The organism is Halorubrum halophilum (assembly GCF_000739595.1).
Lineage (GTDB): Archaea > Halobacteriota > Halobacteria > Halobacteriales > Haloferacaceae > Halorubrum > Halorubrum halophilum.
In genome coordinates this window covers 126,096-141,186 of record NZ_BBJP01000030.1, presented here as the reverse complement: position 1 = coordinate 141,186, position 15,091 = coordinate 126,096, and the positions used below count along the sequence as shown (strand labels likewise).

The window sequence follows — 15,091 nt, the reverse complement described above, 5'->3', positions numbered from 1 at the left end:
AGGGATCGGTCGTCTCGATAAAAATCGCGTGTCGTCGAGGCCCGAAGGGGCGCGCGACGGTCGGTCGGCGGGTCGGTCCGGCGAAGCGGCTGCGGTCGGCGTGGGTGGGTGTAGTTGTCCTATCGGACGCTTACATCGCACCGCCCATACCGCCCATGCCGCCCATGCCGCCGCCCATTCCGCCGGGCGCGCCGCCGGGGCCGCCCTCGTCGCCGCCGTCGTCGGAGCCGCCGCCCTTGAGGTCGCCGGCCGCGATGACGTCGTCGATGCGGAGGATCATGACTGCCGCCTCGGTCGCGGACTCGATGGCCTGAGTCTTGACGCGGAGCGGCTCCACGACGCCCTCGGCCTCCATGTCGATCACGTCGCCCGTGTAGGCGTCGAGACCGGCACCGAACTCGCCGCCGTCGTGGCGGGAGCGGAGGTCGACCAGCGAGTCGATGGGGTCGAGACCCGCGTTCTCGGCGAGGGTGCGCGGGATGACTTCCAGCGCGTCGGCGAACGCCTCGACGGCGAGCTGCTCGCGGCCGCCGACGGAGTCGGCGAAGTCGCGGAGCTGCAGCGCCAGCTCGGCCTCGGGGGCGCCGCCGCCGGGCAGCACCTTCCCGTCGAGCAGCGTCGTGCGGACGACGCCGAGCGAGTCGTCGATGGCGCGCTCAACCTCGTCGACGACGTGCTCGGTGCCGCCGCGGAGGATGAGGGTGACGGACTTCGCCTCTTCGACGTCCTCGACGAAGATGCGCTCGTCGCCGCCGATGTCCTTCTGGCCCACGGAGCCGGCGAAGCCGAGGTCGTCCGTCTCGATGTCGTCGAGGTTGGAGACGACGCGGCCGCCGGTCGCGCGGGCGAGGCGCTTGAGGTCGTCGGACTTCGCGCGGCGGACGGCGAGGATGCCCTCCTGCGCGAGGTAGTGCTGGGCCATGTCGTCGATGCCGTCACCGACGAAGACGACGTCGGCGCCGATGTCGACGAGGTGGTCGACCATCTCGCGGAGCTGCTCCTCTTCCTGGTCGAGGAACTGCTGGAGCTGGTCGGGGTCCGTGACGTTGACTTCGGCGTCGATCTCCGTCTCCTTCACTTCGATTGCGCCGTCGAACAGCGCGACGTCGGCGTCCTCGACCGCGAAGGGCATGTTCTCGTCGACGCGCTCCTTGTCGACGATGACGCCCTCGACGAGCTCGGACTGGTCGATGGAGCTGCCGACGACCTTCTCGACGGAGACGTTCTCCGTGTCGATGCCGTCGTCGTCCTGAACCGCGAGGACGGCGTCGACGACGAGCTCCGCGAGCAGGTCCTTGGAGTTCTCGGCGCCCTTGCCCGTCATCGCCGTCTCGGCGATCTCGACGAGCGTGTCGTAGTCGTCCGCGGAGACGTCGATGGCCTCGTCTTCGAGGATCTCCTTGGCCTTCTCGGAGGCCTGACGGTACCCCTGCGCGAGGGTCGTCGCGTGGATGTCCTGATCGAGGAGCTCCTCGGCCTGATCGAGGAGCTCACCGGCGACGACGACGGCGGAGGTGGTGCCGTCGCCGACTTCCTCCTCCTGCGTCTCGGAGACCTCGACGATCATGTTGGCCGCCGGGTGGTCGATGTCCATCTCCTTCAGGATGGTGACGCCGTCGTTCGTGACGACGACGGACCCGCCGGAGTCGACGAGCATCTTGTCCATCCCTTTCGGGCCGAGCGTGGTGCGGACGGACTCCGCGACAGCCTTGCCGGCCGTGATATTCATGTTCTGAGCGTCCTTTCCGGATGTTCGCTGCGACTCCTCGGAAAGTACGATCATGGGCTGATTGCCCATCCGCTGGCGCTGTGACATTACAACCATTGATTGTTTGTGATTCTATATAAACCTTTTGCTCGGGCCATGCGGAAACGCCACACGGTGGGGAGTATCGTTCTGTATGCGGTGGGTTCACACGGTGCTTTTTATAGAACTCCAGATCGAGTGTTGGGCGTGAACTTCTAATAAATGAACTGCGGTGGCGCGCGCCTCCGAGTGGCCGCCACCGGCGGCCACGAGGAGCGCCGCGCGAGGGAGTCGCTGGCGGCGATAGCCGCCAGCGACGAGGCTGGGGAGGCGTGAGGCTACGGTGCTGTGCGGTCGGGTGGGACTCAAAGGGGCAGGCGGCGAGGCGGGCGCAGGCGACGTAAGCACCGCAACGAGGGAGCGAACGAAGTGAGCGACCCGACTGAGGAGCGCAGCGAGCGTGCGCCCGCCTCGCCGGCTGGGGCTTTGGAGGTGTCCACCGTCGATCCGCCGTCAGCAACTATTTATAAGCGGTCGACTGGGACTTCGGAAGCAGTCACCACGTCGCCAGTAACAACGGTTTATAAACAAACAGCGACGGCGACGTCGCCCACGACACCGAGGAATCCGCTCGCTTACTGCGGCGCGTTGAAGCTCACATCGTCGTCGAGTTCGTTCGACATGCGCTCTAAGTACGAGTACACCGCGCCGTGCGGGGCGCCGTCGAGCAGCATCCCGACCGCCCGCCGGACCACTTCGAGCTCCTCGGGCTGTCCCACCGCGCCCACGGTCGAGCCGTAGACGACGACGTTGGCGCCCGACAGCTCCTCAAGGAGTTCCCGCGTGCGACCGTTCTCGCCGATGATCCGACCCTTCTTGCGCTGGAGGTCGTTGTCGTTGCGGGTGTGCTCGGACAGATCGATCAGGTCGAGCGTCCGGAGGTCGTGGTCGAGGATCGACAGCGCGGTCTCCGGCTTGAATCCGCGCCCGATGGCCTTGATGATGTCCGGCGCCACCAACGCGGCGACCGGGTCGTCGCGCTCCTCGATGGCGACGCTGCCCGACTCCGAGTCGATGTCGAGCCGCACGTTCGCCCGCTCCTCGATCTCCCGCATCGTCTCGCCGCCGGCGCCGATGACGACGCCGATCCGGTCCTGCGGAACCGTCACGTGTTGCATACAACAGCGTACCCGGCGGAGCCTTTTAAGCGTGTTCCGCCGCGAGAGGTGTGTGGCCGTGTGCCGGGCCGCTCCGGCGCTCTCGGAGGGGTTTTAACTGATCGACACTCGTTATTCACAGCTCTTACAGTACTTTCATCACGAACGCTTTTATCATTTCACGCCGAATCATCGGCCGCTCATGTCCATTGACAGGGACACCTTCGAGGACGCGAGCGAGGACGAGCTCGCGGGGCTCTCGGCGCCGGAGCGCGTGCTCGGGTTTCTCGTCGCGCACGAGGACCGGGCGTTCGAGGCGCGCGAGATCGCCTCGCGGATCGATCTCGACACCGGCACCGTCAGCACGGCCCTGTCACGGCTGAAGGGCCGCGGGCTCGTCGAACACAAGGCGACCTACTGGGCGATCACGGACGACGCGGACCGCTTGGCGGAGTACGACGGGTACGAGCGTGCGACGAAGCTGTTCAACGACCAGCTTGGCGAGGAAGACGAGGCGGCGTGGCGCGACCGCAGTCCCGACGAACCGCATCCGAGTCTCGGTGATGAGTAGTGACGGACGACGATCGACCGATCTTCGAACGCGGCGATGTCGTCTACGGCGACGACCCGTTCAAAACAGACGAAGCGGCACGCCCGTGGCTGGTCGTGTCGAACCATGAGGGTCGTCCGTTCCATGGAGAGCAGTACCTCGCGCTCACGCTGACGACTCGGTCGTGAATGGACGGGCTCGTCGAGATCCCCGAACAAGCGTGGATCCGCGGCGGAACACCGGCGACGAGTCGCATTGTCCCATGGGGTATCCAGTCGCTCGCACGAAGCGATATCGACCGATGGCAGGGACGCCTCCGCGATGTGACCGTCAACGAAGCGGTCGACGCGCTCGTCGCGGAACTCCGTCGGTGATCGCTCTACTGCCGCGCTCTACTCGTCGGACTCTCCGCTCGACCCCGATTCCGGCTCCGATCCCTCTCCCGATACCTGCTCCGGCTCCCCGCTCGGATCGGGCTCCGGTTCCGTCACGTACTCGTAGAGGTCGTCGGGGTCGACGTCGATCCCCTGACGCGTGAAGAACGTCGCCACGTTCTCGCAGTCGCGATCGAGGAACTCCCCGGCGTTCGGGTGGTGCACCGTCACCGCCTGTCCCATGTCGATGATCACCAGCTCGCCCTCGTGGATGATCATGTTGTACTCCGAGAGGTCGCCGTGGATCAGCCCGGCGCGGTAGAGCCGGCGCATGTACTCGCGGACGACCTCGTAGGCGGTCTCGGGGTTCTCCACGTCGACCTCCGAGAGCCGGCGGGCCCGGTCCTCGGCGTGCCCCACGAGTTCCATCACGAGGACGTTCCGCTGGACCGCGATCGGCTCCGGGACGCGGACGCCCGCCTTGCGCGCGCGTTCGAGGTTCGCGAACTCCTTGCGGGTCCAGGCCAGCACGACCGCCTTCTTGTCGCTCGCGATCCCGTCGAACCGCGGGTCGCCCTCTAAATAGTCGCGCATCTGCCGGAAGTTCGAGGAGTTGATCCGGTACACCTTCACCGCGACCTCGCGCTCGGGCGTGACGCCCTCCGGGCCGCCCCCGGCCGCGGCCGAGCCCGGTTCCGGCCGCTCGCCTGCCTGCCCGCCGAGCGCCTCGAAGACGCTCGCCTCCTTCCCGGTCGACACCGGGCCGCCGAAGGCGTCGACGTAGCCGTCCTGCACGAGCTTGTAGACGGCCGCCAGCGTCGCGTCGTCGAACACCGACTCCTGCAGTTTGAACTGCTCGGTGTCCTTGATCCGCTTGCGGAACTCGTCGAACTCCCGGTCCTGCCGGAGGGCGATCCGGTCCGCCTCCGTGTCGGAGACGTCCAGCTGTTCCCACTCGTCGCCGGGCTGATCGTCGGGCTCTAGCAGGACGAACTCCTCGCTCATTCGCCTCGACGTTCGGCGCCGCGAGGGATAAGCGGGTGGGTCCCGGTCCGTGGCGGCCGTCTCGGAGCGCCGCCGACGCGACGGTCACAACACGTCGAGCGCGTCCTCGACCGGCATATGCCCGTCCCGCACCGCCTCCAAGATCCCCCGGCGCTCCTCCGTTTCGGGGTCAGCCCCGTCCTCGGCGTCCCCGCCGTCGTCACCGATTTCGCCGAGCGTCACTTTCTTGGTCTCGCCGACGAACTCGGGGAAGTCGGTCCCCTCCGCGAGCGCTTTCTCCTTCTTGACGCGGTACGACCCGGCGTCGGTGGTGTAGAGGTCCCCGGGGTGGAAGAAGAACCAGTCCTCGCGGTCGAACCGGACCGCGATCCGCGCCTTCGCGCCGAAGTTCTGCGCGAAGAAGAGCAGCGCCTCCACCTCCTCGCCGGTGAGGTAGATGGGGTCGCCCGCGCTCGATTTGGCCTCGATCGCGTAGAACGTCTCGCCGTCGCCCGCGAGCACGTCGGGCAGCTCCCGCTCCGTCGCGGCGCCGCTGGCCGGGGCGCGCATCACGGCGAACCCCGCCTCGTCGAGGGCGTTCACCAGCTCGCGCTCGCGGCGGTCGCCCTTCCGGTTAGCGGACACGGTCGTCGTCACCCGATTCGGTCATGCGCGTCGTAGACGCGAGGCGGTCAAAAGGGCGGCGGGTCGGCGGTCCCGGGGTCGAGGGAGACGAGAGCGCCGTCACCCCTGTAGCCGCTCCGCGTGCTCGACGACGACCCGGCCCAGCGTCTCTGTACGCCGCCGGATGTCGTCGTCGACGATTCGCGGACCAGTGTCGGCGTCGTCCGTCTCGACGACCCTCGACGCCCCTTCGATCCCGACTTCGTGGGGAACCGTCCACGCGTGGACGTTCCGGAACGTGGATCGGAGGTGTTCGAGCGTCCCGCCGTACGACCCCCCGCCGGCGGTCGCGAGCAGTCCGACCGCGGTGTTCGCGTACTCGTCGGAGCCGCAGAAGTCGTGGAAGCTCTTGAACGTCGAGGAGTACGAGCCGCGGTAGACGGGGGTGCCGGCGAGGACGCCGTCGGCCTCGCGGACGCGCCGCTTCAGCGCCTCGCTGTCGCCCTGTGCGTCCTCGTCCGGGTGGTACAGCGGGAGGTCGACCGCACCCAGATCGATCATGTCGGTCTCGGCGCCGGCGTCCGCCGCGGCGTCGAGCGCGACGTGAAGCGCGGCCCGGGTGGTGCTCGCTTCCCGGCGGCTGCCGGACACCGCGACGATTCGGGTCATACGTCGGGTTCGAGGCGAGGCGACAAAAAACGGGGGCGAACGATGACTCCGCAGTGAACGATTCTAACGGCTCATTCGATCGCTTATAAGCGATTGACAGCGGATCGACGGTGAACACCGCCAAAGCCCCAGCCGTGAGAGTCGCGCACGCTCGTTGCGCTCCTCAGTCAGTCGCTCCGCTCCTTCCTTGCGGTGCTTACGTCGTCATCAGAACGCTTCGCGTTCTGATTGGCTCACGAGAGCAGAGCTCTCGTGAACGCCTCCGCGGCGCTCACGGCTGCCCCTTTGAGTCCCACCCGCCCGCACCGCAACCACAGCCTCACACCTCCCCAGCCTCGCGGCTCCCTTCGGTCGCCGCGTCCCTCGCGCGTGCGACTCACGCCCTTCGGGCGTTCGTCGGCACGCGCCACCGCAGTTGTTTATAAATCGCAATCGACGGCTCGTTCCCCCACCGTTCGCGACCCGGAAGAGGACACCGAGTCTTATTGTCCCCGCCGTTGAGGTGGCCAGCATGGACGAGATTGCCTTCGGCACGGACGGGTGGCGGGCCACCCTCGACACCTTCACGGACGAGCGCGTGCGGATCGTGGGGCAGGCGGTCGCCGATCACCTCGCGGCGGCGGGTCACGACGAGCCGGTCGCGGTCGGCTACGACGCCCGCGAGACCTCGGAGGGGTTCGCCGAGAGCCTCGCCGAGGTGCTCGCCGGCAACGGCTTCGACGTGCTCCTCCCCGAGCGCGACGCGCCGACCCCCGTGATCGCGTACGCCATCGTCGACCGCGGGCTGGCCGGCGCGTGCATGGTCACCGCCTCGCACAACCCGCCCGAGTACAACGGGGTGAAGTTCATCCCGGACGACGGCGCGCCCGCTCTCCCGGACGTGACCGAGGACATCGTCGACCGGCTCGCGGAGCCCGACCTGCTCCCCGAGGCCGAGCGCGGCGAGGTCTCCCGCGTCGACCTCGTGAGCGACCACGCCGACGCGGCCCGCGAGGTCGTCGGTGCCGCGACCGGAGGGAAGGGCGTCGATCTCGACGGGCTCACAGTCGCGTACGACGCGATGCACGGGAGCGGACGCGGCGTCACCGACGCTCTCCTCGAGTCCGCGGGGGCCGAGGTCGTCCGGCTGCGCTGCGAGCGCGACGTGACCTTCGGCGGCGGCTCCCCCGAGCCCTCGGCCGAGCACCTCGAAGCGCTGGCCGCCCGCGTGACGGACCCCGACAGCGACGTTGACCTGGGGATCGCCAACGACGGCGACGCCGACCGGATCGCGGTCGTCACACCCGAGCGCGGCGTGCTCAACGCGAACCTCTTCTACGCCGCCTGCTACGACCGGCTCCTCGAGAACGACTCCGGACCCGCCGTCCGCACCGTCTCGACGACGTTCCTCGTCGACCGTATCGCGGAGGCGCACGGCGAGGACGTGTACGAGACCCCGGTCGGCTTCAAGTGGGTCGCCGAGGCGATGGGCGAGCGCGACGCGCTGTTCGGCGGCGAGGAGTCGGGCGGGTTCACCCTCCGCAGCCACGTCCGCGAGAAGGACGGCGTGTTGATGGCGCTGCTCGCCGCGGGCACCCACGCCGCGGAGCCGTTCGACGACCGGGTCGACCGCCTGCTCGACGAGCACGGGGCGATCGCTTCCGGGCGGGTGTCGCTCGACTGTCCCGACGCTCGCAAGGAGGCGGTCCTCGACGACCTCGAAGACCACATCCCCGAGTCGGTTGCGGGCCACGGCGTCGCGAAGGTGGTCACCCTCGACGGCTTCAAGCTCCTCTTGGAGAACGGCTCGTGGCTGCTCGTCCGCCCCTCGGGAACGGAGCCGAAGCTCCGGGTGTACGCCGAGGCCGACTCGGAGGCAGCGGTCGACGACCTCCTCGCCGAGGGCCGCGAGATCGTCGAGCCGCTGATCTGAGCGCCCAAGTCGAACCGGAGTCCGACCGGCTGCGTCCGACGACTTTCAGTTCCACTTTGCGTTCGGCTCAGATACTTATAAATTAACTCCGTATCGTCGTGTGTGACCGGCGAGTCGGTCGCAGTGGTTCCATGTACGACGATATTTCCGCACCCCCGACGCCGAACGAACCGAGTGACGATCCGAGCGACCCGAACGACGGATCGGACGACATGAGCGACGGGCCGAGCGCGAGCGATGGCGTCGACCCTCCCGAGGAGGTGGGAAGCGATCGGTCGGAACGCGATCGGTCGGAACGCGATCGGTTGGAGGGCGACGAGGGGACCGACGAGAACCGCGACGAGGAGCGCGATCCCGAACAGACGGAATACCGGCTCGAACGCCTCCGACTGTTGCGAATCGTGGTCACGCTCGCGGTCGTCGTCGCCCGGCTGATCCGGTCGCTTTGAGGGTTTCCGTGCCGGTCCGATCGGGTGCCTTTTTAGGTGATACCGCCCTAGCCGAACGTATATGTTCAAGGCCATCGTGGGCGCGTCGACGCTACAGGACGCGCTCGACTCGGTGAGCGTGTTGGTCGACGAGTGTAAGATCCGATTAAACGAGGAGGAGCTCTCCATCCGGGCCGTCGACCCCGCTAACGTCGGCATGGTCGACCTCACCCTCGAAGCCGCGGCGTTCGAGTCCTACGAGGCCGACGGCGGCGTCATCGGCGTCAACCTCGCGCGCCTCGAAGACATCGCCGGCATGGCCAACTCCGGCGACCTGGTCCACCTCGAACTCGACGAGGAGACCCGCAAGCTCCACATCGAGATCGACGGCCTCTCGTACACGCTCGCGCTCATCGACCCCGACTCCATCCGCCAGGAGCCGGACATCCCGGACCTCGATCTCGCCTCCGAGATCGTCGTCGAGGGCGCCCAGATCGACCGCGGGATCAAGGCCGCCGACATGGTCTCCGACCACATCCGCCTGCGCGTCGACGAGACCGACGAAGCGTTCTTCATCGAGGCGGAGGGCGACACCGACGACGTCGACCTGCGGCTCGCCCGCGAGGACCTCATCGCGCTCACCGCCGGGCCGGCCGACTCGCTGTTCAGCCTCGACTACCTCAAGGACATGAACAAGGCGATCCCCTCCGACGCCGAAGTCACCATCGAGCTCGGCGAGGAGTTCCCCGTCAAGCTCCACTACGGGTTCGCCGAGGGGCTCGGGCACGTGACGTATATGCTCGCGCCGAGGATTCAGAGCGACTAACACGGCCGAATTCGACTGTTTCGGAGCTGTCGAAGATCGCGGTTTTCCTCCCGATTCACGTCTCGTCTACGACCGGGATAGACACCGTCACGCGCGTCCCGCGCGGCTCGCGGTCGGCGTAGTCGACCTCGGCGCCGATCGCCGCGGCGCCCCACTCGACGACCCAGAGGCCGAGCCCCGAGCCGTGTTCGAGCGCGGTCTCCCGCCCGGACTCGACGGCTTCGACCTCGTGGTCGGGGATACCGGGGCCGTCGTCCTCGACGACGATGACGAATCTGTCTTTTCCTTCGCTTCCGCCCGCGTTCCCCTCACTCTTCCGTCGTAGCGACACCCGCACCCACGCTTCCCCGTCCTCGCGCTCGGCCCCCTCGCCGTCGTGGTGGTCGAGGGCGTTCTCCACGGTGTTCTCGACGATCGCTCGGAGCGCGTCCTCTCTGACGCGCGTGGTCCAGTCGCCGTCAGCGATCTCCGACTCGACGCTCGCGTCGGGGTCGCGCTCGCGAGCGTCTGCGACCGCGGAACCAACGACCTCGTCGACCGCGACGGGGCTCGCGTCGCCGTCGGCGACAAGCTGCTCGACGGTGCCGGCCTTCTCGCCGAGCGCGGCCAGCGCGCCCGCGCGGCGCTCGATTGCGTCGGCCATTCGGACCAGTTCGGCGTCTTCGAGCCGGTCGCGGAGGATCTCGCCGTAGCCGTGGACGACCCCGGCGTCGTTGCGGAGGTTGTGGCGCAGGATCCGGTTGAGCACCTCCAGCTGCTGGCGTCGGCGCTCGCGTTCCGTGATGTCCGAGAGGACGACCGTGTACCCGACGTGGGTCCCATTCGGGTCGGTCAGCCGCGAGGTCGACACCGCGTACGTGCGCCGGCCGGTCCCGGCCGCGGAGTCGACCTCGACCGTCTCGCGGGAGCCGCCGTCGGGGTCGGGATCGTCGGCGTTCGGGTCGCCTTCGGTGTCGCCTCCGACGGCGACCGGCAGATCAAGGAAGTCGGCGAGCGGGCGGTCGCGGGCGATCTCGGCGTCGACGCCCAAGACCGTCTCGGCGGCGGGGTTGAGTCGGACGACGCGGCTGTCGAGCGCGAGCGCGACGATGGGATCGGTCAGGTCGTCGATCGCGGTGCGCTCGGCGGCGCGGCTGGTCGTCGGGTTGCGGTCGAACATCTCCGCGCGGTCGAACGCGTACGCGTCGAGCAGCATGTGCGGGACGAACATCAGCGGCGCGAGCTGGAGCTGCGGGACCGGGCCGAGCTCCAGGGTCCACGCGACCAAGGCGAACCCGGGCGGCAGCGAGCTCAGCGCGACCGCGGCGCTCTCGCGGCGGTAGAGGGGCCCGTAGCTGAGCAGGGTGTCGACGAGGAGGAAGACCGCGCTGGCGACGAGCACGGTCTCGACGGCGACGACGAGGTACGCCCAGGGGCCGAACGCGTACGAGACGGTCTCGACGCCGAACGCGGGGTCGCTCTCGAACCCGGTCCAGAACGCGCCGTGAAGGGAGTTCGTGGCGAGGAGGGCGGTCGAGAGGAGTCCGAAGCCGATGACCGACGCGAACAGGCGGCTCCGGACCACGTCGCTCCGGCCCGTGTACTCCAGCGCGAAGCCGAGGAACCCGATCCCGGTCCAGACGATCCCGAGCCACATCGTCGTCTCCAGCGCCGTCCGGAGCGTCGGGTCGGCGACGAGGAGGCCGACCCCGTAGGAGCAACACCACGTTGCCTGCGCGGCGAACACCCCGAGGAACCAGTCGACGCCGGGGCGCCCCCGGTGTTCGCGGATCGCCAGCGCGAGACCGATCGCCCCCGCCCCGCCGGCGAGCGAGCCGACGGCGGGCCACGCTGGGACGAGGTCGAGGGCCATGTGTGGGGTACGAAGGACACCCGCGGCGTAAAGCTATCGTGCGGCGATCGTTCCCCCTCGCGTCACCCGGTTCGGCGTCCGAACGCGACCGCCACGGGCACGAGGAGGAGCGCGCCGACGAGGAACGGGGACGCGACGGCGACGGTGTAGAGGACGGCCATCAGGGGCGGGCCGACGGTCCGACCGAGGCTCGACGCGCCCTGCGTCACCCCGAAGGCGGCCCCCTGTCCGGCGTCGTCGGCCGACGCCGAGACGAGCGTCGCCAGCGAGACGTTCACGAGAGCGTTCCCGAGCGAGAGCGCCGCGAGCGCGACGAGCAGGGCGACGAGCGGGAGTGTGAGCCACGGCGGCCCGCCGAGGACGACGTCGCCGGCAGCCCGGTCGACGAATCCGCTTGTCGGGATGGCCACGAGCGCGACCGCGAGGACGACCGACCCGGCGGCGACGAGCGTCCGCGAGGAGACGATCCGAGAGAGCCGACCGACGAGAACCCCTTGATTCACCGCGCCGAGGACGCCGACGTAGGTGAGCAGGAACGCCGCGGCGGTGGCGTCGTAGCCGAACGCGTCGGCGACGTACGGGATGAACATCACCTGCACGCCAGCGAACGCGACGGCGACGACGAAGTACGCGACCGTCAGCGGGCGGAGTGAGGCGGAGGCTAAGGCGTCGCGGAACTGGCCGACAGCCGTGGTGCGCTTTCCGCCGGCCTCTTCCGCCGGACGCGTCCGTTTCGGCTCCTCCAAGAAGACGAACCCGACGGCGACCGCGAGGAAGCTCATCCCCGCCGCCGCGAAGCTCGGGAGGGAGTAGGCGGTGGCCGGGATGAACGCCGGCAAGAGGGCGTCGGCGCGGGTGACCACGGGATCGGCGGCGAGCAGTCCCCCGATCGCCGGGCCGAAGACGAAGCCGAGCCCGAACGCGGCCCCGATGAGCCCCAGCGCGCTCGCGCGCCGGTCCCGCGGGGTGATGTCGGCGACGTACGCCTGCGCGGCGGCGATGTTCCCGCCCATCGCGCCCGCTAGTGTCCGCGAGCCGAACAGCGTCGCGAGCGCGGCGACGGCCCCGAAGCGCGCCCCGGCCTCGCCGGCGTATCCGAACGTCATCCACGCGACGCCGGCGGTCGCGAGCGACGCGAGCAGGACCGGCCGGCGCCCGATCCGGTCGGAGAGCCGGCCGAGCGTGGGCGCCGCGAGGAACTGCGCGAGCGAGTATGACGCCGCGAGCAGCCCGATGAAGGCGTCGCTGACGCCGAACGACCGGACGTAGAAGGGGAGGATGGGGATCACGATCCCGAAGCCGACCAGATCGATGAAGACGACGCCGATCACCACGGCGAGCGCGCGTCTCGGGTTGGCGACGGCGGGGGATTGCGGGGGGTCGTCGCTGTCGCCGGGGCCGTCGGCGTCCGCCGCGATCTCGGCGACATCGCCGATGCCGTCCCCGATCGACGCCGCGCCGGCCTCCGGATGTGTCACGGTGGTGAGACGCCGCGCGGGAACTTAAAAAGCGGGCGGACCGGGGAGCTCGGCGGTCGGTCCCGGATCTGCCCCTCGCTACAGGTGCCGCTCGATGACGCGCTTCGCGGCCTGTCCCTTCTCCTTCCAGCCGTAGCCCTCGTCGTACACGTGGCGCTTGGCGTCGACGAGCTCCTCCGGGGTCGACTCCTCGAAGCCGCCGCGGTCCCACGCGCCGGACTCGTGGAGCCACTCGATCACATTTTCGCGCGTCTCGGGCCACGAGAGTCCGACCATTTCGTACCACGCCACCATCGCGAAGACGGCGTTGTCGTGACAGCCGGGGACGGAGCCGTGCTCGTAGACGGTCCGCATCGGGTCGCGGGTGGGCTCGGAGACGCGCTCCTTGAACTCCGCGGCGGTGAGCAGCCGGAGCCGGTCGCCGTCCTCGACGACGCGCTGTTCGCGTTCCAAGGCGCCGAGCGCGGCCTTGTGGAGCCCGCTCCACTCGCCGTGGACCGCCTCGCGGAGCGTGGACTCGGCCATCCCGTCCGGCTCGGCGGTGAGGACGGTCAGGAGATCCGTGTACGCCTTCTCGATGGTCGGCCAGCTCACGCCCTCGAAGTCGCAGTCGGCGTCGTGGAGGCTGTTGGTCGTCCGACAGCCGGGACACGGGTAGCGGAACGTCGGCACTGAGTGGGTGTGTGCGGCCGCCGGAGTTAGGGGTTTCGCGACGGGTCGGCGGGGGAAACAGCCCGAGTCGCATGGACGTTTATGGGGTTCCGAAACGTTTACTCGCCGTCCGACCCCGAGTTCACAGTATGACGAAAGTCAGCGTCATCGGTGCGGCGGGGACCGTCGGTGCCGCGGCCGGGTACAACCTCGCGCTGCGGGACGTGGTCGACGAGCTCGTCTTCGTCGACATCCCGGACCAGCGCGAGACGACGATCGGGCAGGCCGCCGACGCGAACCACGGTGTCGCCTACGACTCGAACACGACCGTCCGGCAGGGCGAGTACGAGGACACCGCCGGCTCGGACGTGGTCGTGATCACGGCCGGCATCCCGCGCAAGGAGGGCCAGACTCGGATCGACCTGGCCGGCGACAACGCGCCGATCATGGAGGACATCGGCTCGTCGCTGGCCGAGCACAACGACGACTTCGTCACCGTCACCACCTCGAACCCGGTGGATCTGCTCAACCGCCACCTGTACGAGGCGGGCGACCGCGACCGCCACAAGGTGGTCGGCTTCGGCGGGCGGCTCGACTCCGCGCGCTTCCGGTACGTCCTCTCGCAGCGCTTCGACGCGCCCGTGAAGAACGTCGAGGCGACGATCCTCGGCGAGCACGGCGACGCGCAGGCCCCCGTATTCTCGAAGGTGCGCGTCGACGGTCGCGACCCGAGCTTCGACGACGACGAGCGCGAGCAGATCCTCGAAGACCTCCAGGAGTCCGCGATGGACGTGATCAGCCGCAAGGGCGCCACGCAGTGGGGTCCCGCGACCGGCGTCGCGCACACGGTCGAGGCCATCCTGAACGACACCGGCGAGGTGCTCCCCTGCTCGGTCGTGCTCGACGGCGAGTTCGGCTACGACGACACCGCGCTCGGCGTGCCCGCGAAGCTCGGTTCGAACGGCGTCGAGGAGGTCGTCGAGTGGGACCTCGACGAGTACGAGTCGGAACTGCTCGACGAGGCCGCCGAGAAGCTCTCGGAGCAGTACGAGAAGATCGCTTAAAAAGGCGTACCGGCGCTCGTCGGTCGTCGACGGCAACGCGATCTCAGCCTCCCGTTTTTCCGTGACGCTAGCCGGAGTCTGCGACAGCGATGAGTGATCGCTTATAAATGAACGCGGCGGTGGCGTGCGCCTGCGAGCGCCCATCGGGCGCGAGCAGCCCGCACGAGGGAGTCGCTGGCGCCGACGGCGCCAGCGACGAGGCTGGGGAGGTGAGAGGTGCGGTGCTGTGCGGAGCGGGGTGGGACTCAAAGGGGCAGCCGCCGAGGCCGCCGCAGGCGACGTAAGCACCGCAACGAGGGAGCGATAGCGACCGAGTGAGGAGCGCAGCGAGCGTGCGGCGGCCTCGGCGGCTGGGGCTTTGGAGGTGTTCACCGCCGGACCGCTGTCAGCTATTTATAAGCGAGCGACTGGGGCTTCGAAGGTGTTCACCGCGCCAGCAACCCCCGAGTATCCGACTGATCGAAAGCGACTCGGCTTCGACGCCCCAACCGCCACGTATGAGCGAGACGGACGCCTCGGAGGCCGTTCCGATCACGGTGTACACCCGCGAGGACTGTTCGCTGTGCGAGGTCGCCCGCGAGACCATCGAGGAGGTCGCAGCCGACCTCGACGTGGCGATCGACCTCGACATGGTCGACGTCGACGAGGACCCCGAACTGGCCGAGGAGTACGGCGAGCGCGTCCCCTACGTGCTCGTCGACGGCCACCCGGCGTTCAAGTACGAGGTCGACGAGCGGGAACTGCGGCTGAAGCTTCTGGCGGCGTCATAATCGAC

14 protein-coding genes and 1 pseudogene are annotated in these 15,091 nt (G+C 68.9%); 7 read left to right on the top strand and 8 right to left on the bottom strand.

Annotated elements, in window-relative coordinates; genetic code table 11:
- Nucleotides 1-130: 130 nt before the first annotated feature.
- Together thsA and ACP96_RS10780 are read right to left on the bottom strand one after the other, a co-directional pair.
- Nucleotides 131-1,783, bottom strand: a complete 1,653-nt coding sequence (gene thsA, locus ACP96_RS10785) for a thermosome subunit alpha (RefSeq protein ID WP_080509926.1) — start codon at nt 1,781-1,783, stop codon at nt 131-133.
- A gap of 599 nt (nt 1,784-2,382) precedes the next feature.
- The gene (locus ACP96_RS10780; RefSeq protein WP_004047627.1) at nt 2,383-2,925 is read right to left on the bottom strand and encodes a KH domain-containing protein; all 543 of its coding nucleotides are present in this window, start codon (nt 2,923-2,925) and stop codon (nt 2,383-2,385) included.
- Between the two features lie 181 nt (nt 2,926-3,106).
- On the opposite strand from ACP96_RS10780, the gene ACP96_RS10775 reads away from it, so the two are divergent.
- Nucleotides 3,107-3,475, top strand: coding sequence for a MarR family transcriptional regulator (locus ACP96_RS10775; RefSeq protein ID WP_050024432.1), 369 nt, complete (start codon nt 3,107-3,109; stop codon nt 3,473-3,475).
- A pseudogene (locus ACP96_RS19800) lies at nt 3,475-3,828 on the top strand (type II toxin-antitoxin system PemK/MazF family toxin). The gene ACP96_RS10775 and the pseudogene ACP96_RS19800 overlap by 1 nt, the downstream one beginning before the upstream one ends.
- Nucleotides 3,829-3,846: 18 nt before the next feature.
- On the opposite strand, the gene rio1 reads toward ACP96_RS19800, so the two are convergent.
- From rio1 to ACP96_RS10755, 3 genes are all read right to left on the bottom strand, one after another.
- Complete coding sequence (gene rio1, locus ACP96_RS10765) at nt 3,847-4,833, bottom strand: serine/threonine-protein kinase Rio1 (protein WP_050033308.1); 987 nt, start codon at nt 4,831-4,833, stop codon at nt 3,847-3,849.
- An 84-nt stretch (nt 4,834-4,917) separates the two neighbouring features.
- Nucleotides 4,918-5,469, bottom strand: coding sequence for a Holliday junction resolvase Hjc (gene hjc / locus ACP96_RS10760; protein ID WP_050033307.1), 552 nt, complete (start codon nt 5,467-5,469; stop codon nt 4,918-4,920).
- Between the two features lie 87 nt (nt 5,470-5,556).
- Nucleotides 5,557-6,105 (bottom strand): NADPH-dependent FMN reductase, encoded by a 549-nt coding sequence (locus tag ACP96_RS10755; protein ID WP_050024427.1) that lies wholly within the window; start codon nt 6,103-6,105, stop codon nt 5,557-5,559.
- A 511-nt stretch (nt 6,106-6,616) separates the two neighbouring features.
- Here ACP96_RS10755 and ACP96_RS10750 point away from each other — a divergent pair.
- The 3 genes from ACP96_RS10750 to ACP96_RS10740 all read left to right on the top strand — a co-directional run bounded on the left by ACP96_RS10750 (nt 6,617) and on the right by ACP96_RS10740 (nt 9,271).
- The gene (locus ACP96_RS10750; protein WP_050024425.1) at nt 6,617-8,017 is read left to right on the top strand and encodes a phosphoglucomutase/phosphomannomutase family protein; all 1,401 of its coding nucleotides are present in this window, start codon (nt 6,617-6,619) and stop codon (nt 8,015-8,017) included.
- A 131-nt stretch (nt 8,018-8,148) separates the two neighbouring features.
- Nucleotides 8,149-8,466: a hypothetical protein gene (locus tag ACP96_RS10745; RefSeq protein ID WP_050024423.1), complete on the top strand. Its 318-nt coding sequence runs from the start codon at nt 8,149-8,151 to the stop codon at nt 8,464-8,466.
- A 61-nt stretch (nt 8,467-8,527) separates the two neighbouring features.
- The gene (locus ACP96_RS10740) at nt 8,528-9,271 is read left to right on the top strand and encodes a DNA polymerase sliding clamp (RefSeq protein WP_050024422.1); all 744 of its coding nucleotides are present in this window, start codon (nt 8,528-8,530) and stop codon (nt 9,269-9,271) included.
- A 55-nt stretch (nt 9,272-9,326) separates the two neighbouring features.
- Here the strand turns inward: ACP96_RS10740 and ACP96_RS10735 are convergent, their stop codons facing one another.
- The 3 genes from ACP96_RS10735 to ACP96_RS10725 form a co-directional block, all read right to left on the bottom strand.
- Nucleotides 9,327-11,123, bottom strand: coding sequence for a sensor histidine kinase (locus ACP96_RS10735; protein ID WP_050033306.1), 1,797 nt, complete (start codon nt 11,121-11,123; stop codon nt 9,327-9,329).
- 62 nt (nt 11,124-11,185) lie between these two features.
- Complete coding sequence (locus tag ACP96_RS10730; protein WP_394296548.1) at nt 11,186-12,601, bottom strand: MFS transporter; 1,416 nt, start codon at nt 12,599-12,601, stop codon at nt 11,186-11,188.
- A gap of 78 nt (nt 12,602-12,679) precedes the next feature.
- Nucleotides 12,680-13,273, bottom strand: coding sequence for a DUF7474 family protein (locus ACP96_RS10725; protein ID WP_050033305.1), 594 nt, complete (start codon nt 13,271-13,273; stop codon nt 12,680-12,682).
- A gap of 128 nt (nt 13,274-13,401) precedes the next feature.
- On the opposite strand from ACP96_RS10725, the gene mdh reads away from it, so the two are divergent.
- Together mdh and ACP96_RS10715 are read left to right on the top strand one after the other, a co-directional pair.
- Entirely contained in the window at nt 13,402-14,316 is a 915-nt protein-coding gene (mdh, locus tag ACP96_RS10720; RefSeq protein WP_050033304.1) for a malate dehydrogenase, read from the top strand.
- A gap of 497 nt (nt 14,317-14,813) precedes the next feature.
- Nucleotides 14,814-15,086, top strand: a complete 273-nt coding sequence (locus tag ACP96_RS10715) for a glutaredoxin family protein (RefSeq protein WP_050033303.1) — start codon at nt 14,814-14,816, stop codon at nt 15,084-15,086.
- The last annotated feature ends 5 nt before the right edge of the window (nt 15,087-15,091 follow it).

Excerpts from the sequence above, each read along its gene's own strand:
- thsA (WP_080509926.1), bottom strand. The coding sequence starts at position 1,783 with ATGATCGTACTTTCCGAGGAGTCGCAGCGAACATCCGGAAAGGACGCT.
- ACP96_RS10780 (WP_004047627.1), bottom strand. The coding sequence starts at position 2,925 with ATGCAACACGTGACGGTTCCGCAGGACCGGATCGGCGTCGTCATCGGC.
- ACP96_RS10775 (WP_050024432.1), top strand. The coding sequence starts at position 3,107 with ATGTCCATTGACAGGGACACCTTCGAGGACGCGAGCGAGGACGAGCTC.
- rio1 (WP_050033308.1), bottom strand. The coding sequence starts at position 4,833 with ATGAGCGAGGAGTTCGTCCTGCTAGAGCCCGACGATCAGCCCGGCGAC.
- ACP96_RS10755 (WP_050024427.1), bottom strand. The coding sequence starts at position 6,105 with ATGACCCGAATCGTCGCGGTGTCCGGCAGCCGCCGGGAAGCGAGCACC.
- ACP96_RS10750 (WP_050024425.1), top strand. The coding sequence starts at position 6,617 with ATGGACGAGATTGCCTTCGGCACGGACGGGTGGCGGGCCACCCTCGAC.
- ACP96_RS10745 (WP_050024423.1), top strand. The coding sequence starts at position 8,149 with ATGTACGACGATATTTCCGCACCCCCGACGCCGAACGAACCGAGTGAC.
- ACP96_RS10740 (WP_050024422.1), top strand. The coding sequence starts at position 8,528 with ATGTTCAAGGCCATCGTGGGCGCGTCGACGCTACAGGACGCGCTCGAC.
- ACP96_RS10735 (WP_050033306.1), bottom strand. The coding sequence starts at position 11,123 with ATGGCCCTCGACCTCGTCCCAGCGTGGCCCGCCGTCGGCTCGCTCGCC.
- mdh (WP_050033304.1), top strand. The coding sequence starts at position 13,402 with ATGACGAAAGTCAGCGTCATCGGTGCGGCGGGGACCGTCGGTGCCGCG.
- ACP96_RS10715 (WP_050033303.1), top strand. The coding sequence starts at position 14,814 with ATGAGCGAGACGGACGCCTCGGAGGCCGTTCCGATCACGGTGTACACC.